Origin of the sequence: Shinella fusca (genome assembly GCF_014203155.1) — a bacterium.
Taxonomy (GTDB): domain Bacteria; phylum Pseudomonadota; class Alphaproteobacteria; order Rhizobiales; family Rhizobiaceae; genus Shinella; species Shinella fusca.
On sequence record NZ_JACHIK010000015.1, the window covers coordinates 1 to 19,471 of the forward strand.

17 protein-coding genes are annotated in these 19,471 nt (G+C 67.2%); 10 read left to right on the forward strand and 7 right to left on the reverse strand.

From position 1 onward, the window contains the following. The first annotated feature begins 377 nt into the window (after positions 1-377). From hrpB to HNQ66_RS18115, 3 genes are all read left to right on the forward strand, one after another. The gene (gene hrpB, locus HNQ66_RS18105; RefSeq protein WP_184145579.1) at positions 378-2,846 is read left to right on the forward strand and encodes an ATP-dependent helicase HrpB; all 2,469 of its coding nucleotides are present in this window, start codon (positions 378-380) and stop codon (positions 2,844-2,846) included. 18 nt (positions 2,847-2,864) lie between these two features. Next, positions 2,865-4,166, forward strand: a complete 1,302-nt coding sequence (locus tag HNQ66_RS18110) for an ActS/PrrB/RegB family redox-sensitive histidine kinase (RefSeq protein ID WP_184145580.1) — start codon at positions 2,865-2,867, stop codon at positions 4,164-4,166. 76 nt (positions 4,167-4,242) lie between these two features. Then, entirely contained in the window at positions 4,243-4,812 is a 570-nt protein-coding gene (locus HNQ66_RS18115) for an ActR/PrrA/RegA family redox response regulator transcription factor (protein WP_380780371.1), read from the forward strand. Between the two features lie 10 nt (positions 4,813-4,822). Here the strand turns inward: HNQ66_RS18115 and HNQ66_RS18120 are convergent, their stop codons facing one another. Continuing rightward, positions 4,823-5,353 (reverse strand): MmcB family DNA repair protein, encoded by a 531-nt coding sequence (locus HNQ66_RS18120; protein WP_184145582.1) that lies wholly within the window; start codon positions 5,351-5,353, stop codon positions 4,823-4,825. Between the two features lie 373 nt (positions 5,354-5,726). Here HNQ66_RS18120 and HNQ66_RS18125 point away from each other — a divergent pair, with 373 nt between their 5' ends. Then, a complete protein-coding gene (locus tag HNQ66_RS18125) occupies positions 5,727-6,389 on the forward strand; it encodes a L,D-transpeptidase (protein ID WP_184145583.1) in 663 nt (220 codons plus the stop codon). 185 nt (positions 6,390-6,574) lie between these two features. Here the strand turns inward: HNQ66_RS18125 and HNQ66_RS18130 are convergent, their stop codons facing one another. Both HNQ66_RS18130 and HNQ66_RS18135 read right to left on the reverse strand, forming a co-directional pair. Beyond that, positions 6,575-8,743 (reverse strand): malate synthase G, encoded by a 2,169-nt coding sequence (locus tag HNQ66_RS18130; RefSeq protein ID WP_184145584.1) that lies wholly within the window; start codon positions 8,741-8,743, stop codon positions 6,575-6,577. Between the two features lie 126 nt (positions 8,744-8,869). Further along, positions 8,870-10,876: a hydantoinase/oxoprolinase N-terminal domain-containing protein gene (locus HNQ66_RS18135; RefSeq protein ID WP_184145585.1), complete on the reverse strand. Its 2,007-nt coding sequence runs from the start codon at positions 10,874-10,876 to the stop codon at positions 8,870-8,872. Between the two features lie 124 nt (positions 10,877-11,000). On the opposite strand from HNQ66_RS18135, the gene HNQ66_RS18140 reads away from it, so the two are divergent. After that, entirely contained in the window at positions 11,001-11,552 is a 552-nt protein-coding gene (locus HNQ66_RS18140; RefSeq protein WP_184145586.1) for a hypothetical protein, read from the forward strand. Here HNQ66_RS18140 and HNQ66_RS18145 read toward each other — a convergent pair. From HNQ66_RS18145 to hslV, 4 genes are all read right to left on the reverse strand, one after another. Next, positions 11,497-12,906, reverse strand: a complete 1,410-nt coding sequence (locus HNQ66_RS18145) for a cytochrome P450 (RefSeq protein ID WP_184145587.1) — start codon at positions 12,904-12,906, stop codon at positions 11,497-11,499. The genes HNQ66_RS18140 and HNQ66_RS18145 overlap by 56 nt on opposite strands. 53 nt (positions 12,907-12,959) lie before the next feature. Beyond that, the gene (locus HNQ66_RS18150; protein WP_184145588.1) at positions 12,960-13,907 is read right to left on the reverse strand and encodes a DUF1402 family protein; all 948 of its coding nucleotides are present in this window, start codon (positions 13,905-13,907) and stop codon (positions 12,960-12,962) included. Positions 13,908-14,077: 170 nt separating this feature from the next. Beyond that, a complete protein-coding gene (gene hslU / locus HNQ66_RS18155) occupies positions 14,078-15,385 on the reverse strand; it encodes an ATP-dependent protease ATPase subunit HslU (protein WP_184145589.1) in 1,308 nt (435 codons plus the stop codon). Between the two features lie 109 nt (positions 15,386-15,494). Then, positions 15,495-16,055 carry an ATP-dependent protease subunit HslV gene (gene hslV, locus HNQ66_RS18160; RefSeq protein WP_184145590.1) on the reverse strand — a complete coding sequence of 187 codons (561 nt, stop codon included), beginning with the start codon at positions 16,053-16,055 and terminating at the stop codon, positions 15,495-15,497. A 172-nt stretch (positions 16,056-16,227) separates the two neighbouring features. Between hslV and hisB the strand changes: the two genes are divergently transcribed. The 5 genes from hisB to hisF are packed head-to-tail and all read left to right on the forward strand — an operon-like array spanning position 16,228 to position 19,462. Then, the gene (hisB, locus tag HNQ66_RS18165; RefSeq protein ID WP_184145591.1) at positions 16,228-16,821 is read left to right on the forward strand and encodes an imidazoleglycerol-phosphate dehydratase HisB; all 594 of its coding nucleotides are present in this window, start codon (positions 16,228-16,230) and stop codon (positions 16,819-16,821) included. A 19-nt stretch (positions 16,822-16,840) separates the two neighbouring features. Further along, positions 16,841-17,311 carry a DUF2628 domain-containing protein gene (locus HNQ66_RS18170; protein WP_184145592.1) on the forward strand — a complete coding sequence of 157 codons (471 nt, stop codon included), beginning with the start codon at positions 16,841-16,843 and terminating at the stop codon, positions 17,309-17,311. Continuing rightward, the gene (gene hisH / locus HNQ66_RS18175; RefSeq protein WP_184145593.1) at positions 17,312-17,953 is read left to right on the forward strand and encodes an imidazole glycerol phosphate synthase subunit HisH; all 642 of its coding nucleotides are present in this window, start codon (positions 17,312-17,314) and stop codon (positions 17,951-17,953) included. It begins immediately after the preceding gene. A gap of 1 nt (position 17,954) precedes the next feature. After that, positions 17,955-18,689 (forward strand): 1-(5-phosphoribosyl)-5-[(5-phosphoribosylamino)methylideneamino]imidazole-4-carboxamide isomerase, encoded by a 735-nt coding sequence (gene hisA, locus HNQ66_RS18180; protein ID WP_184145594.1) that lies wholly within the window; start codon positions 17,955-17,957, stop codon positions 18,687-18,689. Further along, positions 18,686-19,462 carry an imidazole glycerol phosphate synthase subunit HisF gene (gene hisF, locus HNQ66_RS18185; protein WP_184145595.1) on the forward strand — a complete coding sequence of 259 codons (777 nt, stop codon included), beginning with the start codon at positions 18,686-18,688 and terminating at the stop codon, positions 19,460-19,462. The genes hisA and hisF overlap by 4 nt, the downstream gene beginning before the upstream one ends. Positions 19,463-19,471: the final 9 nt, after the last annotated feature.

The window sequence follows — 19,471 nt, forward strand, 5'->3', positions numbered from 1 at the left end:
AGAAACCTTAGAGCGAGTGAACTGGCCGCCAGAAGCGCCCAACGCCCTCTCGATGAGCGGCGTTATAAGCCCACCCCCAGCGATACGTCAACAGGCCAAATCGTAAAAATGCAAAAAACTGACAAGCCATTGAATTATAGTCATTATTCCTTTGAAATTTCTCGGCGCCGTCCTCGCAGGCGCCTTTTGCGCCCGGAAAATCTTGTCCAGGTGGTAAAATTTCCGGATCGGACCGTATTGCGTGTCCGGCTCCCTCCGAAACTGCCCGGCCTCTTCTCTCCGGGGCACCGCCGAGCTATTCAGAGACAGGAAACGACACCGGAGAAACGCATGCCCATTCCCCATAATAGCGCCGTCATCTGCGGGCTCCTATAGGAATGGGATCGATCCTCGACAGCCTGCCGCGCCTGCCGATCACGGACGTGCTTTCCTCTCTCGGCAAGGCGCTCGACTTGGGCACGCGCGCGGTGCTTTCCGCGCCGCCCGGCGCGGGCAAGACGACGCTGGCGCCGCTCTTCCTGCTCGAGGCCGGCTGGCGCGGCGACGGCAGGATCATCCTGCTCGAGCCGCGGCGGCTTGCGGCGCGGGCGGCGGCGGGGCGCATGGCGGCGCTTCTCGGCGAGAAGGTGGGCGAAACGGTCGGCTACCGCATGCGGCTCGACAACCGCGTTTCGGCAAAAACCCGCATCGAGGTGGTGACGGAGGGTGTCTTCGCCCGCATGATCCTCGACGATCCCGAGCTTGCCGGCGTCTCGGCCGTGCTCTTCGACGAATTCCACGAGCGCTCGCTGGATGCCGATTTCGGCCTGGCGCTGGCGCTCGACGTGCAGGCGGCGCTGCGCGAGGACCTGCGCATCCTCGTCATGTCGGCAACGCTCGACGTCGAGCGGGTCTCCACGCTGCTCGGCGATCCGCCGGTCATCGCCAGCGAAGGGCGCAGCTTCCCGGTCGACATCCGCCATCAGGACCGGCCGGCCGGCGAGCGCATCGAGGACACGATGGCGCGCGCGATCACCGAGGCGCATCACGGCGAGAGCGGCTCGATCCTCGCCTTTCTGCCGGGCCAGGCCGAGATCACCCGCACCGCCGAGCGGCTGGAGGGGCGCTTCGACGCCGGGACGACGGTGGTGCCGCTCTACGGCAATCTCGGCCAGAGGGAACAGGACGCGGCGATCCGCCCCGCCGCCCCCGGCACGCGCAAGATCGTGCTCGCCACCTCGATCGCCGAGACCTCCATCACCATCGACGGCGTGCGCATCGTCATCGACAGCGGCTTGCAGCGCCTGCCGGTCTTCGAGGCGGCGACCGGCATCACGCGGCTGGAGACCGTGCGGGTCTCCCGCGCCTCGGCCGACCAGCGGGCGGGCCGCGCCGGACGCACGGAGCCGGGCGTCGCGATCCGGCTGTGGCACGTCGGCCAGACGGCGGCGCTGCCCGCCTTCACGCCGCCGCAGATCCTTTCCAGCGACCTTTCCGGCTTCATGCTGGATCTTGCCCATTGGGGCGTCACCGATCCGGCGGCGCTGCGGCTGGTGGACCAGCCGCCGCCCCCAGCCGTGGAGGAGGCACGCAACCTGCTGCGCCTCCTCGGCGCGCTCGACGAGGCCGGCGCGCTGACGCCGTCGGGAAAGCGCATCCGCGACCTTGCCCTGTCGCCGCGGCTGGCGGCGATGATCCTCCATGCGGCGAAAGACGGCGAGCAGGTGGCCGCCGCCCGGCTGGCTGTGCTGCTCACCGAACAGGGCCTCGGCGGCGCGGCGGTCGATATCGAGGAGCGGCTGCGGCGCTTTGCGAACGAACGCGGCGAGCGGGCGGAGGCGGCGCGGCGGCTGGCGCAACGCATGGCGGACGGCTTCGGCAAGTCGGCATCGGCAACCGCAAGCGCACCCGGCGCATTGCTGATGCATGCCTTTCCGGACCGCGTCGCCCTGCAGCGCGGCGGGCGGGGGCGCTTCGTCATGGCCAACGGGCGCGGCGCCGAGCTGCCGGAGACCGAACGGCTGGCCGGCGCCGAGATGATCGTCGTTGCCGATCTCACAGGGCAGGCAGGACGCCAGCGCATCCTTGCCGCCGCCGAGATCGACCGCGCGGCGGTGGAAGCCGGCCTTGCGGGCAATATCGTGCGCGAGGACCAGTGCGTCTTCGACCGGGCGAGCCGGCAGGTGCGGGCGCGCCGCGTCGTCCGGCTCGGCGCGATGATCCTGGAGGAGACGCCGCTGCCCCGGCCGGCCGGGCCGAAGGCGGCCGCGGCGCTTGCCGACGGCGTGCGCCAGCTCGGCCTGCAGGCCCTGACTTTCTCGCGCGAGGCGGCGCAGCTGCGCGACCGGATCGGCTTCCTTCACCGCTCGATCGGCGAGCCCTGGCCGGATACGAGCGAGGCGGCGCTGCTGGAGCGGGTCGGCGACTGGTTCGTGCCGTTCCAGGAGAACACGCGCGGCCTCGACGACGTTTCCGCCGCAAGCCTTCACGAGGGGCTGATGGCGCTGGTGCCCTACGAGGCGCAGCGCGATCTCGCCCGCCTCGCGCCCACCCATTTCGAGGCGCCGACGGGCCAGCGCCATCCGATCCGCTACGACGGCGAGGAGCCGGTGCTGGCGATCCGCGTGCAGGAGCTCTTCGGGCTGAAACAGCACCCGGCCGTCGCGGGCGGACGCCTGCCGCTGCTCTTGGAACTGCTCTCGCCGGCGCACCGGCTCATCCAGACGACGCGGGACCTGCCGGGCTTCTGGGCGGGTTCGTGGCGGGACGTGCGGGCGGACATGCGCGGGCGCTACCCGAAACACCCCTGGCCGGAAGACCCGGCCGCGGCCATGCCGACCACGCGCGCCAAGCCGCGCGGCACCTGATCAACGAAAGGGCGAGAGATGACGGGCTACCAGGACATCGACTTCGAGGGCACCGGCCGGCGCCTGCGCCTCGAAACGCTTATCCGCCTGCGCTGGCTGGCGGTGGCCGGCCAGACGATCAGCGTCCTCGTCGTCGCGCTGTGGCTGAAATTCCCCCTGCCCTGGCTGCCGGCAGCGGTGCTGATCGCCCTGCTGGCGGCGGTGAACTTCTTCCTCGCCGTGCGCTTTCCGCCGGCCCACCGGCTGACGCCGACGTCGGCCTTCCTGCTGCTCGCCTTCGACCTCTGCCAGTTGACGGCGCTGCTCTTCATCACCGGCGGCCTTGCCAATCCCTTCGCGCCGCTCGTCTGCGTGCCGGTGATCATCTCCTCCTCGCTGCAGCCGATCCGCCTCAGCCTGCCGCTCGGCTTCCTTTCCTTCATCGGCATCACCGCCCTTGCCTTCACGCCGTTTCCCCTGCCGTGGTTTCCCGGCACGCTGCTCGTCGTCCCGCCGATCCTGACGGCCGGCTTCTGGTTCGCCATCGTCTCGACCACGGCCTTCGCCGCCTTCTATTCCTACCGCGTCTCGCGCGAGGCGACCGAGCTTTCCAACGCGCTGCAGGCGACGGAACTCATCCTCCAGCGCGAAAAGCACCTTTCGCAGCTCGATGGGCTGGCGGCCGCCGCCGCGCACGAGCTCGGCACGCCGCTTGCCACGATCAGCGTCGTCGCGCGCGAGATGGAGCGCGAACTCGGCAGCGACGACCGATTCCGAGAGGACGTGCAGCTCCTGCGCAGCCAGAGCGAGCGCTGCCGCGACATCCTGCGCCGGCTCACCACGCTCTCCACCGAGGAGGAGGCGCATATGCGCGTGCTGCCGCTCTCCTCGCTGATGGAAGAAGTGCTGGCGCCGCACCGCGAATTCGGCATCCGCCTCAACCTTGTGGAAAACGGCGAGCGGGAGAACGAGCCGGTCGGCAACCGCAATCCCGGCATCCTCTACGGCCTCGGCAACCTGCTGGAAAACGCCGTCGACCACGCCCGCGAGGAGGTGACCGTCACCGTTAGCCACACGCCGGAGCGCGTCAGCATCGTCATCGAGGACGACGGCGACGGCTATGCGGCCGATATCCTCCAGCGCATCGGCGATCCCTATGTCACGCGGCGCCAGAAGGACGACCGGGCCGGGGGCCTCGGCCTCGGCCTCTTCATCGCCAAGACGCTGCTGGAGCGCTCGGGCGCGAAGCTGACCTTCGGCAACCGCACCGGCGACCGGCCGGGCGCGCGCGTCTCAGTCGATTGGCCGCGGGCGCGCATGGAAGCCAGGGGCGCAAAATGACTTTACCCGCCCTATGTAAAGGGCGATAAGCTGATCCCGATCAAGAATGGGCGAAAATCCGCCGCGGAAGATGACAATGGCAGAAAACACCGAACCGCACACGGCCGCCGACGATATCGGGCCGGATCCCTCGCTTCTCCTCGTCGATGACGACGGACCGTTCCTGCGCCGCCTTGCGCGCGCCATGGAGACCCGCGGCTTTGCCGTCGACACGGCCGAATCGGTCGCCGAGGGCATCGCCAAGGCCAAGACCACCCCGCCGAAATACGCGGTCGTGGACCTTCGGCTCGGCGACGGCAGCGGCCTCGACGTCATCGCCGCCATCCGCCAGCGCCGCGACGACACGCGCATCATCATGCTGACCGGCTACGGCAATATCGCGACGGCCGTGAACGCCGTGAAGCTCGGCGCGGTCGACTACCTCGCCAAGCCGGCGGACGCCGACGACATCTTCGCCGCGCTGACGCAGCGGCCGGGAGAGAAGGTGGAACTGCCGGAAAACCCGATGTCGGCCGACCGCGTGCGCTGGGAGCATATCCAGCGCGTCTACGAGATGTGCGACCGCAACGTCTCCGAGACGGCCCGCCGCCTCAACATGCACCGCCGCACGCTCCAGCGCATCCTCGCCAAGCGCGCACCGAAGTAACGGGGCCCGATCAGGCCGGCTCGTCGCGCCGGCCGGAGACGATGGCGGAGATATCCGGGCCGTCGCGCCGGGCGTCCATCGAGAATTCGGCAAGCAGCAGCCGGCCCGCGGCGACGCGGGCGAAGGCGAAGGTCACGGCCTTGCGCGTCGGCGCCGGCAGCTTGTGCTCGGGCGCCTCGCGGATGATGTGCGCGCCGTAGCCGTCGGAGAGGATGAGGCCGCAATCTTCCGGGAAGATGTCGAGCGGCACGTCCTTGTGCGTGGCGAAGAACAGGCGGTCCGAGTGGCGGCGATAGTCCGGCCATTTGCGATCGACCCGAAAATCCTCGATCGACGTCTTGATCTCGACGATCCAGACCTCGCCCTTGTCGGAGAGGCTGATGAGGTCGGCGCGCCGGCCGCTCGCCAGCGTCAGTTCCGGCAAGACGGCATGGCGCATCTCCATCAGCATGCGCTGCACGCCGCGGCGCACCATCATGGCGCGGTCGGACTGGCGGCCGTCGATCAGCGGATTGTCGTTGTGGAGCGAAACGATCGTCATGGGAAACCTCGGCGAATCGCATTCTAGCGCGAAACGGGCCTGCGGCCGGGCAAAAGTTAAGGACGGGCGGCGGCAAGCTCCGCGTTCAAGACTCTATTAACCGCGCGGCAAGCTTCCTGTGCGGCTTCGGGCCGGCGGGCGGCAAGGCCATTGAACGGCCGGCGGCGGCGTGCTTGGCATGGATCGGGCGCAGCGAGGAGCGGCAGGCGGCCGGGCATTGCTGTTGCAAAAAAACACTTCCCCGGCTTTTTGCTTCAACGCAAGCCCATGCCGCAGCGCACGCGCTTGCATTGATCGGTTTAATCGAAAATAAACCATGATCGATGAAAGTTCTGCGTCACGGAACTTCTTAATTCCTTATCAAGAGAATCTCATGCGCTTCCGCAATGCCCTCCTTCTGTGCGGCCTCGCTGCGGCCGTCACGCTCGCCGGTTGCTCTTCCTCTTCGACCTCCCTTCCGGGCGAAAAGGTGGCGACGAATGCCATCTTCACATCGGAATATGGCCCTGTTGAGGACAACGGCTACGCCCTGCCGGCGATCCCGATCAACAAGGTGAACACCAAGTTCCACCGACAGATCGTCGATTACGCGACCAAGGAAAAGCCCGGCACGATTATCGTCAACACGCCGAACCGCTTCCTTTACTACGTACTGCCCGGCGGCAAGGCCGTGCGCTACGGCATCGGCGTCGGCAAGTCCGGCTTTGCATGGCAGGGCGAGGCCTATATCGCCTGGAAGCAGGAATGGCCGACCTGGCACCCGCCGAAGGAAATGGCGGACCGCAAGCCGGACGTCGCCCGCTACGTCAAGGACGGCATGGGCCCGGGCCTGAAGAACCCGCTCGGCGCGCGCGCCATGTATCTCTTCAACGACAAGGGCCAGGATACGCTCTTCCGCCTGCACGGCACGCCGGAATGGGCCTCCATCGGCACGGCCGCCTCCTCGGGCTGCATCCGCCTGATGAACCAGGACATCATCGACCTCTACAAGCGCGTGCGCCCCGGCCACGATGCCCGCGTCATCGTCCAGCAGTAAGCGGACGGCACATCCATATAATAAGAAGCCGCCGGATCGCTCCGGCGGCTTCTTTCGTTTGATGGCGTGAGAGCCCGATCTCCCTCTCCGTCGTCACCCTCGGGCTTGACCCGAGGGTCCACCGGCGTGCTCGGAGCGTGGATGGTCGGGTCAAGCCCGACCATGACGGAGGGAGGCAGGTGGATTCAACCCCCTGCCGCCTTCAGCTCCAGCCGGCGGCGGTGCAGGACCGGCTCGGTGTAGCCGTTCGGCTGCTCGCGGCCCTTGAGCACGAGGTCGAGGGCCGCCTTGAAGGCGATCGACGTGTCGAAATGGCCGGCCATCGGGCGGTAGAGCGGGTCGCCGGCATTCTGGCCGTCGACGACCGCGGCCATGCGCTTCATCGTCTCGACGATCTGGGCTTCCGTGACGACGCCGTGATGCAGCCAGTTCGCCATGTGCTGGGCGGAGATGCGCAGCGTCGCGCGGTCTTCCATCAGGCCGACATTGTTGATGTCCGGCACCTTGGAGCAGCCGACGCCCTGGTCGATCCAGCGCACGACATAGCCGAGGATGCCCTGCGCATTGTTGTCGAGCTCGCGCTGGATCTCGTCCGGCGTCCAGTTCGGGCGCACGGCGACCGGCACCGACAGGATGTCCGACAGTTTCGCGCGCGGGCGCGAGCGCAGCGAGGCCTGCACCGCGGCGACATCGACCTTGTGGTAGTGCGTCGCATGCAGCGTCGCCGCCGTCGGGGACGGCACCCAGGCGGTGTTGGCGCCGGCCTTCGGATGGGCGATCTTCTGCTCCAGCATGGCGGCCATCAGGTCGGGCATGGCCCACATGCCCTTGCCGATCTGCGCATGCCCGGAAAGGCCGCATTCGAGGCCGATATCGACGTTCCAGTTCTCGTAGGCGGAAATCCAGGCGGCCTGCTTCATGTCGCCCTTGCGGATCATCGGGCCCGCTTCCATCGAGGTGTGGATCTCGTCGCCCGTGCGGTCGAGGAAGCCGGTATTGATGAAGACGACGCGGTCCTTGGCGGCGCGGATCGCCTCCTTGAGGTTGACCGTCGTGCGGCGCTCCTCGTCCATGATGCCCATCTTCATCGTGTTCGGCGCCATGCCGACGGCGGCCTCGACGCGGCCGAAGAGCTTGGAAGCGAAGGCGACCTCTTCCGGCCCGTGCATCTTGGGCTTGACGACATACATGGAGCCGGCGGGCGAGTTCTTGCGGCGGCCGTTCGGGCCGACGTCGTAAAGGGCGATCAGCGCGGTGACCATCGCGTCCATGATGCCTTCCGGCACCTCGTTGCCGTCGCGGTCGCGGATCGCCGGATTGGTCATCAGGTGGCCGACATTGCGCACCAGCATCAGCGAGCGGCAGCGCAGCGTGAAGGTCGAGCCGTCCGGCGCGGTGTATTCCCGGTCGGGATTGAGCTTTCGCGTGAAGGTCTTGCCGCCCTTCACGACTTCCTCGGAAAGATCGCCCTTCATCAGGCCGAGCCAGTTGCGGTAGACGACGACCTTGTCCTCGGCATCGACGGCGGCGACGGAATCCTCGCAGTCCATGATCGTCGTCAGGGCCGATTCGATCACCACGTCGGAGATGTGCGCCGCGTCGTCCTTGCCGGTCGGGGTCGAAGCGTCGATACGGATCTCGATATGCAGGCCGTTGTTGCGAAGGAGGACATGCGTCGGCGCGGCGGCATCGCCGAGATAGCCGGCGAACTTCGCCTCCTCAGCAAGGCCGGTCTTGCCGCCGCCCGTGAGCGCGACGACCAGCTTGCCGCCGTCGACGGAAAGACCCGCCGCATCGCGCCAGGAGGCGCCGGCGAGCGGCGCGCTCTCGTCGAGGAAGGTGCGTGCCCAGGCGATGACCTTGGCGCCGCGCTTGGGGTTGTAGCCCTTGCCCTTCTCAGCACCGTCCGTTTCCGGGATCGCATCCGTGCCGTAAAGCGCATCGTAGAGCGAGCCCCAGCGCGCATTGGCCGCGTTCAGCGCATAGCGCGCGTTCATGACCGGAACGACGAGCTGCGGGCCGGCGACGACGGCGATTTCCGGGTCGACGTTCTGCGTCGTCACCTTGACCTCGCCCCCTTCCGGCAGGAGATAGCCGATCTCGCGCAGGAACGCCTCATAGGCCGCCATGTCGGACGGCGCGCCGTTCTTGCGATACCAGGCGTCGATCTTTTCCTGGAGCGTGTCGCGCTTTGCCAGCAGCGCGCGGTTTTCCGGCGCAAGATCGTGCACGATGGCGGAGAAATCGGCGAAATAGCGCTCGGCATCCACGCCGGTGCCGGGAAGGGCCTCATTGACGAGGAAATCGTAAAGGGCGCTGTCGATCGAAAGACCGGCTTTTTCGGTATAGGTCATTTGAAAAGGCTCCGAATGGCGGGACGAAGGGGGAGTATCCCGAATGGTCCCACTTTCCGGAGCTTTCACGCATAGTCAATTCGGCATTAGCATAAAGAATTTATTCCGACCGGGATAAAATCGTACTTATGCCTCTTCCGCAATACGCGGCCGGCCGCTTGCCGTTGCCCGGAAACGGGCCTCGATGAGCTTGCGATGACCTTTGATCTCCGGCGCGTCGATTTCCTCCGACAGGGTGACGACCGGCTCGTCCGCGCCGCTCGCGCGGGCCGAGGCGAGCGCCGTGGCCATCGCCCGTTCCCTTGCGACGGAAAAGGCTTCGGCCTCCTCGGGGAACCGCACGCTCTCTCCCCCGCCGGCAACGACGAAGACGTCCTCCTCCGGCATGGTCACGAAGGTCGTGACGACGGAGCGCACCTGGCCGACCACCGCGCCGACGGCATTGGCGACGCCGGCATCGGCCGGAATGGCCGGCTCGGCGCCCAGCATTGCGGCGATCGCCGGATAATAGACCGGCGCCGACGCGCCGAGGCCGACGAGCGGCCGGTCGAGCGCGATGGAGAAGCGTACGATGCCCTCCACCCGGTGCAGCGCATGGTCGACGGAAACGGAATTGGTGGGATCGATCGCCGCCACCCCGTCATCGGCAAGACAGGCGGAAAGGACCGCATCGGACGACTGGCGGGTGAGCCGGTCGACGATGAGGCGGGCCATAGCTTCCGGCCCGTCGGCGACCGGATGACCGGAACCGTCCTTGGAGCGGGCGGCGATCTCGATGCCGAGGCGGGCCGCGACCGCATCCCATTGCCCCTGCCCGCCGAGCACATGCATGGCGTCGGACGGCGTGACGGCGCAGATATGGACGAGGCCGCGCGCGACGAGGCGGTCGAGCGTGACGCGCTGCAGCGTGCTGACCAGCAGCCGGTCCAGCGGCAGCGGAACGGCGCCGATCTTCTCATAGAGCGCCTGCTCATGCGGCTGGAGGCCGCTTGCCAGACGCTCCGGCACGCCGGTGCGCACGGCGAAACGCCCGTCGTAGCGGCCGAGATGCGGCGCGCGCAGCTGGCGCTCCAGCACGGGCACGATGGCCTCCGGATGCAGCGCCGAGGCGAGGCTGAGCGGCATGAAGCGGCGCGGGCCGAGATCGACCCTCGCCGCAAGGCCGCGGTCGTCGATGCGCACTTCCGAATCGCCGCCGAGGCCGAAGGTGCGCATGGCGACGGCTTCCACCATGGTGCGGTAGCCGCCGACGACGGCGCCGTCCGCGTCGAGCTTCGGCCGCCCGCCGTCGAGCACCGCCACGTCCGTGGTCGTGCCGCCGATGTCGGAGACGACGGCGGCGTCGAGCCCCGTCAGGTGTCGGGCACCGACGAGGCTTGCCGCCGGGCCGGACAGGATCGTCTCGATGGGCCGGCGCCGCGCTTCGGCAGCCGAGATCAGCGCACCGTCGCCGCGCACCACCATCATCGGCACATGGATGCCGCGGCGGTCGAGGAAGTCCTCGCAGGCGCCGATCAGCCGGTCGATCATCGAGACGAGGCGGGCATTGAGCAAGGTCGTCAGCGCGCGGCGCGGGCCGCCGAGCCGCGAGGAAAGCTCGTGGCTGCAGGTGACGGGAAGCCCGGAGACCGCGCGGATACGGTCGCGCACCGCTTCCTCGTGCGCCGGGTTGCGCACGGCGAAATAGCCGGCGACGGCAAAGGAGGAGACGGTCTGCGACAGGGCCGGCAGGGCTTCCTCGAGCGCCGTCATGTCGAGCGGCGTTTCGGTGCCGTGCACGTCATGGCCGCCGGGAAGAAACAGCACCGGATCGTTGCCGAGCGCCTCGCCAAGTCCGTCGCGCCTGAGATCGTCCGGCGCAAAGCCGATCATCACCAACCCGGCCCGGCCGCCCTGCCCTTCCACCAGCGCGTTGGTGGCGAGCGTCGTCGAAAGGGAGACGAGGCCGATGGCGGAGACGGGCACGGCCGCCTGCGAAAGCACCGCCTCGACCGCGCCGGAAATACCGACGGCAAGATCGTGACGGGTGGTGAGGGCCTTGGCGCGGGCGACGACGCCCACCGTTTCGCTGTAGAGCACGGCGTCCGTATAGGTGCCGCCGGTATCGATGCCGAGTAATAAATGGTCTGCCACGAGAATTCTTCCGGAGGTCCCGCCGTCTCTTTTCAAGGCGGGTCTACAATTGTGTTATTGCATGTCCAGGCCGATTGCCACCGTTCCAACGGCGACATCTGCGGTGAAGAGCGAGGAACCTTCCGTGAACGATCTGCGCGACCGAAAGCCGCTTGCGGCAATGGGCCTGCTGGGTGCGGCGTTTCTCGCCTGCATCCTGCCCGCCCATGCCGAGGAAGAGGGCGAAGAGCAGTACAGGGCGCAGATCCCGACCGTCTCCATCTACAAGGCGATGCTGGACGCCAACAAGCAGACGGGCTGGGTGCAGTTCCGCAGCTTCGCCGGCCAGCAGCTCATCTATTTCACGGCGCTCCAGACCATGCATTGCCGGCTGTCGGAAATCCGCTACTCGATCAACGACGATACGCTCGACAAGCGCTTCCCGCTTGCCGCATGCGACCCGGAGCTGCCCTTCAACCTGCCCTCCGACGACACGCAGAACTGGCTCTATCTCGGCCTGAAGCCCGGCGAGGCGAGGACCGTCGCCGTGCAGGCGGTCTGGGACGACGGCAGCGGCAGCGAGATCGTCGTCTACCAGCCGTGCAGGAACCCCGAAGCGACCTGCGCGGCGATCAGGACCATCAAGAAATCGAAGAAGCGGGCCGACGAGCCGTCACCCTCAACGCCAGCCCGTTAGCCGGCTGCGTCGTCAGGCGCTGCACCGGCCAGGGGCGCGTCTCCTCCGTCATGTCGAAGCGGAAGCGGTGCATCAGCACGCCGAGCGCGATGATCGCCTCCTGCATGGCGAAGGTGGCGCCGATGCAGATGCGCGGGCCCGCGCCGAAGGGCAGGTACTGGAAGCGATGGATGGCATCGCGGTTTTCCGGCAGGAAGCGTTCCGGCATGAAGGCGCGGGGCTTGTGCCACAACGCCTGATGCCGGTGCAGCGTCCAGGGCATGACGAGGATGGTGACGTCCTTCGGGATCTCCACCGTCTCGCCGGAGGGGCTGGTCCAGACATCGTCGGCGATCGCCGCGCGGTTGATCGAGGGCGCCGGCGGATAGAGCCGAAGCGCCTCCTCGAAGGCGGCGCGCGTCCAGGGCATCCGGTCGAGCCAGTCCACCGGATCGGCGCCGCTTTCGAGCACCCCGTCGATCTCCTCTTCCATCGCATCGCGCACATGCGGGCTGTTGGCGACGCAAAAGAGCGTCCAGGCGAGCGCGCGGGCCGTCGTCTCGTGGCCGGCGCCGATGAAGGTGAGGATATTGTCCTCCACCTCCTCGACGGTGAGGCCGTCGGGGCCTGCGGCTTTCAGCAGAAGGGTCAGGAAATCGGCCGGCGCGTTCTCGCCGTCCGTATCGAGGCGGGCACGGCGCATGTCCATCGTGTTGCGCACGATGCGGCGGAATTTGGCGAGCACCCGCATGCCACCGAGACGCGTGAGGCGCGGCACCCAGCCGGGCGCGTGCAGGAGATCCATCGGGTCGACGCGGCCCATCGTATGCAGGAGATCGTCGACGTCGTCGGCAAAACTGTTCGATTCGGTGGCGATCTCGCCGGAAAACAGCGTCTCGGAAAGGATGGTGAAGGCAAGCTCCGTCATGTCATTGCCGATGTCGAAGGTCCTTCCCTCCGCGCCCTCGTATTTTTCGGCATAGGATTGCGACTGGGCCAGCATCTGGTGGGCGAAGCCCCTCGCGTGGCGCGGCGTGAAGATCGGTGCGACGGCCTTGCGCGAACGGCGCCAGACCGCACCTTCCGCCGTCAGAAGCCCGTCACGCAGGATCGGCCGCAGCACGAGCTGGCGCACCACGGCCATCTTGTAGTTGGCGGCATTGTCGACCAGCACATGCCGGATGAGGCCGGGATCGTTGACGATCAGCGTCTTCTCCGTGAAGAAGCTCGTCATGATCCAGGGCAGCGTGTAGGAGGGCTCGCCCCACAGCTCCAGCGGATTGCGGAACACCGTGCGGATGATCTCGAGCTTCGACGGCGGCACGGTGCGCGGGACCGGGGCCGGCGGCTCGAAGGGCTCGGGGCGCACATCCATCGTCTTCTCCTTTCGACCGATGCGCCAAGCGTGCACCGGCAGGAAGGCGGAAGTTAGAGCAGCGAGCGGAGCTCTTCCAGCTTGTCGTTGATCAGCCAGCCGTAATAGTTCTCTTCCGGCCAGGTCGCCTCGCCGGCTGCGCGGCGCGCGGCGAAGGCGGCCGCACGCGCATCGGGATTGCCGATATTGTAGAGCGTCGCCGTCAGGCCGGGATTCTTCGAGATGTCGACGCCGGCGATCTTCCGGTAGGCATCGATCGAGCGGCGTATCGCGGCAGCCATGTAGGCGAGCGACGTGTCGGGATCCATGATCGCCTGGTAGACGCCCGCCGCGTCGTTCTCGTCGAGCCGGTCGTAGCCGGAGATGCGGGCGACGTCGTCGGTCAGCGTCAGCGCCGTCAGCGGGTTGATCTGGCCGAGGCCGAAGGTCTGACCGGCATAGAACGGCTGGAAGAACACGGCGCTGAAGCGGTTGTCCGGGAAGGACGTGCCGCCGACGCTGTGGCCGCGGAACGTCCGGTTCCAGACGCCTTCGCGGCAGGTCCACAGCGCATAGGAACCCTTCTTGCCGGCGCAGGCGGCAAATTCGGGCCGGGCGAGGAAATCGCCGATCGATTCGCCGTCATAGGCGAAGCGGAAATTGCCGGTGTAGGACGCCGCCTTCACATAATAGCTCTGCAGCCGGTCGTAGGCGTCCACATTGTAGGTGTGCTCGCCGACGATGGCGCCGACCATGTGGATCGGATCGATGCCGTACTTTCCGGCGACCGACTTGATCTTGCCGGTGAGCTGCCGGTCGTTGGCCAGGAGGTCGCGCACCTTCTCGTATTTCGCGTCGAAGGAGGTCCTGCCCGCCTTGGTGCGGCGCACGGAGGCACCGGGGATGGCCGGCTGCTCGGCATTGCGGTTGCCGGCGGGCACCACGTCGACCGCCAGCGCCGCGGTCTGGCTCTGGATCAGGAGGGCGGCTGCAAGGGCAAGCGCAGAAAGGAGCTGTCGCACGGTTCCGGTTCCGTCTGGTCAAAAGGTCGGCGATGGCGATGCCGGACAATCGTGTCGGAATGATGCCGGGCGCGGCAAAGGCCTAGGCCGCGCGGCCTTTCCTGTCGAGAGGCCACGCCATCAAAAATCCGGCACCGGCGACCGCAAAGCGGGCCGCCGGTGCGGAAAGGTCACAGGATATAGCGCGAAAGGTCGGTGTTGGCCGCAAGCGCGCCGACATGCTGGCGCACATATTCGGCATCGACGACGAGCCGGTTGCCGCCCTTGTCCGGCGCCTCGAAGGAGATCTCGTCGAGCACGCGCTCCATCACCGTCTGGAGACGCCGCGCGCCGATATTCTCGACGCTGGCATTGAGCTGCACGGCAACGTCGGCGAGCGCATCGATGCCGTCCTCGGTGAAGTCCAGATCGACATTCTCCGTCGCCATCAGCGCCTTGTACTGGCGGATGAGGCTTGCTTCCGTCTCCGTCAGGATGCGGCGGAAGTCCTCCTTCGTCAGCGCGCGCAGCTCGACGCGGATCGGCAGGCGGCCCTGAAGCTCGGGCAGAAGGTCCGAGGGCTTCGACACATGGAAGGCGCCCGAGGCGATGAAGAGGATATGGTCCGTCTTCACCGGCCCGTACTTCGTGGCGACCGTCGTGCCCTCGACGAGCGGCAGGAGGTCGCGCTGCACGCCCTCGCGCGAGACGCCCGCGCCCATGCCGCCGTCGCGCGCGGCGATCTTGTCGATCTCGTCGATGAAGACGATGCCGTCGTTCTCGGCCGAGCGGATCGCCTCGCGCTGGATCTGCTCGTTGTCGAGCAATTTGTCGGATTCGTCGTCGATCAGGAGCTTGTAGCTGTCCTTGACGGTGGTCTTGACCTTCTTCGTGCGCCCGCCCATCGCCTTGCCGAACATCTCGGACAGGTTGAGCACGCCGATATTGGCGCCCGGCATGCCGGGAATCTCGAAGCCGCCGGGCATGCCGCCGGTATCGGCGACGTCGATCTCGATCTCCTTGTCGTCGAGTTCGTTGCCCCGTAGCTTCTTGCGGAAACTGTCGCGCGTCGCCGGCGAGGCGGTGGCGCCGACGAGGGCGTCGAGCACCCGTTCCTCGGCATTCATATGGGCCTTGGCCGTCACCTCGGTGCGCTTCTTCTCGCGCACGAGGCCGATGCCGACCTCGACGAGGTCGCGCACGATCTGCTCGACGTCGCGGCCGACATAGCCGACCTCGGTGAACTTGGTGGCCTCGACCTTGACGAAGGGCGCACCGGCAAGTTTCGCAAGGCGGCGGGAAATCTCCGTCTTGCCGACCCCGGTGGGGCCGATCATCAGGATGTTCTTCGGCATCACCTCGTCGCGCAAGTCCGGCTCGAGCTGGTGACGGCGCCAGCGGTTGCGCAGCGCGATGGCGACGGCGCGCTTGGCGTCATGCTGGCCGATGATGAAGCGGTCGAGTTCGGAGACGATCTCGCGGGGGGAAAAGTTCGACATGGATTTTCCGTTTCTGGCAACGGTCCCGGGCCATGGTCAGCGCCGGGCCGTCCCGTTCTGATTGTTCGTCCTGTCCGCCGGTCCGCCCGAAGGCACGGACCGGACGGGCTCAGCGGTCGGCGTCCAGCGTCTCCACCACGACATTCTGGTTGGTGTAGACGCAGATGTCGCCGGCGATCTGCATGGCCCTGCGCGCGATCTCCTCGGCCGACTTGTCGGTGTCCATCAGCGCGCGGGCGGCGGCATAGGCATAGTTGCCGCCCGAGCCGATCGCCATGGTGCCGTGTTCCGGCTCCAGCACGTCGCCGTTGCCGGTGAGCGCCAGCGTGACCGACTTGTCGGCGACCAGCATCATGGCTTCGAGGCGGCGCAGGTACCGGTCGGTCCGCCAGTCCTTGGCAAGCTCCACGGCGGCGCGCATCAACTGGTCGGGATATTGTTCGAGCTTGGCTTCGAGCCGTTCGAGCAGCGTGAAGGCATCGGCGGTGGCGCCGGCAAAGCCGGCGATCACGTCGCCCTTGGCAAGGCGGCGGACCTTGCGCGCATTGCCCTTCATCACCGTCTGGCCAAGGCTCACCTGGCCGTCGCCCGCCATCACCACCTTGCCGTCCTTGCGGACGGTGATGATCGTCGTGGCGTGCATGGAAGCGTAAGGATTGTGTTCACTCATTCGATAGACCTCTGGGGCCCGATCGGGCCGGTTGCCGCCGGCGCGGCGGCGTCGTCGGTTCCTATGTAAGCAGCGCTTGCGCAATTGCAAACGGGTGGAGACACTGGCCTTTTCGCGACGGCCCTGTTAAGGAGCGGCGGTTAAATTGCCGGAGAAACCCCAAGGGAAACCGATGAGCCGCACAGCCAGCGTTTCGCGCAAGACCAACGAGACCTCCGTTTCGGTCACCGTCGACATCGACGGCACCGGCACGTCGACGATTTCGACGGGCGTCGGCTTCTTCGACCATATGCTCGACCAGCTCTCGCGCCATTCGCTCATCGACATGGAGATCAGGACCGAGGGCGACCTTCACGTCGACGATCACCACACCGTCGAGGACACCGGCATCGCCATCGGCCAGGCCATCGCGAAGGCGCTCGGCGACCGGCGCGGCATCACCCGCTACGCCTCGCTCGACCTTGCCATGGACGAGACGATGACGCGTGCAGCGGTGGATGTCTCCGGCCGGCCGTTCCTCGTGTGGAACGTCGCCTTCTCGGCACCGAAGATCGGCACCTTCGACACCGAGCTGGTGCGCGAATTCTTCAACGCGCTCGCCCAGCACGCCGGCATCACGCTGCATATCCAGAACATCTACGGCGCGAACAACCATCATATCTCGGAGACCTGCTTCAAGGCCGTCGCACGCGTGCTGCGCACCGCGACCGAGATCGATCCCCGCCAGGCGGGCCGCGTTCCCTCGACGAAGGGTTCGCTGGCCTGAGGCACAGCTGGAGGCCGTCATGGCCACGTTCCTCGTTCTGATACCGCCGGGCGGCAGGCCCGGAGACGAAAGAGCCCGCTTCGTCCGCGACCGTTTCTCCTGGATCGCCTTTCTCCTGCCGGTCCTCTGGCTGCTCTGGCACCGGGCATGGCTTGCCGCTGCGCTCGCCTTCGCCGTCCAGGCGCTCGGCCTTGCCGCTGCCGGCCATCCGACCTTGGGCCTTGCGGGCGCCGGCCTATGCCTTGCCACCCATAGTCTCGTCGCCCTCGAAGGCCCCTCGATGGTCGTGGCCACCCTCACCCGCCGCGGCTGGACGGTGGATGCGGTGATTGCCGCCGGGGACCGCGGGACCGCCGAAGATATCTATGACATGGAAACCCCGGCCGGCGAGGCGGAGACGCGCGAGCGCGCCCTTCTGCCGGCATCCGAAACCTCCCCGCGCCGGCACGCTCCCATGCTCGGCCTCGTCGGTTTCAAGGAAGGACGCTAGATGCGCGTTGCAATCATCGACTACGGCTCGGGCAACCTGCGCTCGGCCACCAAGGCCTTCGAGCGCGCCGCCCGCGAGGCCGGCATTCCGGCCGAAATCGACCTCACCGACAGGGCCGAGCGCGTCGCAACCGCCGACCGGATCGTGCTGCCCGGCGTCGGCGCCTATGCCGACTGCCGCCGCGGCCTCGATGCCGTGCCCGGGATGGTGGAGGCGCTGCGCGAGACGGTCGAGAAGAAGGCCCGCCCCTTCCTCGGCATCTGCGTCGGCATGCAGCTCATGTCCTCGCGCGGGCTGGAAAAGACCGTGACCGAGGGCCTTGGCTGGATCGAAGGCGACGTCGTCCTGATGTCGCCGAACGATCCCACCCTGAAGATCCCGCAGATCGGCTGGAACACGCTCGACCGCAAGCGCGCCCACCCGCTCTTCGACGGCATCCCGGAAACGCTGCACGCCTATTTCGTGCATTCCTATCACCTCGCCGCCAAAAAACCGGAAGACGTGGTCGCGACCGTCGACTATGGCGGGCCGATGACGGCCTTCGTCGCCCGGGAGAACAAGGCCGGCGCGCAGTTCCATCCGGAAAAGAGCCAGACGCTCGGCCTTTCCCTCATCACCAATTTCCTGCGCTGGAACCCCTGACATGATCCTCTTTCCCGCCATCGACCTGAAGGACGGCCAGTGCGTTCGCCTGAAACTCGGCGACATGGACCAGGCCACCGTCTACAATCCCGATCCGGCCGCACAGGCGAAAGCCTTTGAGGACCAGGGCTTCGAATGGCTGCACGTCGTCGATCTCAACGGCGCCTTCGCGGGGGAAAGCGTCAACGGCGCAGCCGTCGACGCCATCCTCAAGGCGACGCGGAACCCGGTGCAGCTCGGCGGCGGCATCCGCACGCTGGCACATATCGAAAGCTGGCTTGCCCGCGGCCTTTCCCGCGTCATCCTCGGCACCGTCGCCGTGCGCGACCCCGCCCTCGTCATCGAGGCCTGCAAGGAATTCCCCGGCAAGATCGCCGTCGGCATCGACGCCAAGGGCGGCAAGGTTGCCGTCGAAGGCTGGGCGGAGGCCTCCGAGCTCGGGGTGATCGAGCTTGCCAGGAAATTCGAAGGCGCGGGCGTCGCCGCGATCATCTACACGGATATCGACCGCGACGGCATCCTGACGGGCATCAACTGGGCCTCGACGTTGGAATTAGCCGACGCCGTCTCCATCCCCGTCATCGCCTCCGGCGGCCTCGCCTCGATGGACGACATCCGCCGCCTCGTCGCCCCCGACGCCCGCAAGCTGGAAGGCGCCATCTCCGGCCGCGCGCTCTATGACGGGCGCATCGACCCCGCCGAGGCGCTCGCCATGATCCGGGGAGAGGCCGCATGACCCTCAAGGCCCGCGTCATCCCCTGCCTCGACGTGAAGGACGGCCGTGTCGTCAAGGGCGTCAGCTTCGTCAACCTTGTCGATGCCGGCGATCCGGTGGAATCGGCCAAGGCCTACGATGCGGCCGGCGCCGACGAACTCTGCTTCCTCGACATCACCGCCTCTTCCGACAACCGCGACACGATCTTCGACGTCGTGGCGCGCACGGCCGAGCATTGCTTCATGCCGCTCACCGTCGGCGGCGGCGTGCGCACGGTCGCCGACATCCGCAAGCTCCTGCTTGCCGGGGCCGACAAGGTGTCGATCAACTCGGCCGCCGTCGCCAACCCGGATTTCGTGGCGGAAGCGGCCGACAAGTTCGGCAACCAGTGCATCGTCGTCTCGATCGATTCCAAGAAGGTCTCACAGGAAGGCGAAGAGGACCGCTGGGAGATCTTCACCCATGGCGGGCGCAAGCCGACCGGCATCGATGCCGTCGCCTTCGCGGAGACGATGGTGGAGCGCGGGGCGGGCGAATTGCTGCTCACCTCCATGGACCGCGACGGCCAGAAGGGCGGCTACGACATCGCGCTGACGCGCACGATCGCCGACCGCGTGTCCGTGCCGGTCATCGCGTCCGGCGGCGTGGGCAATCTCGACCATCTCGTCGAGGGCGTGCGCGACGGCCATGCGACGGCGGTTCTCGCCGCCTCGATCTTCCATTTCGGCACCTATACGGTGGGCGAAGCCAAGCGCTACATGGCCGACCACGGCATTGCCATGCGACTCGACTGAGGAGATCAC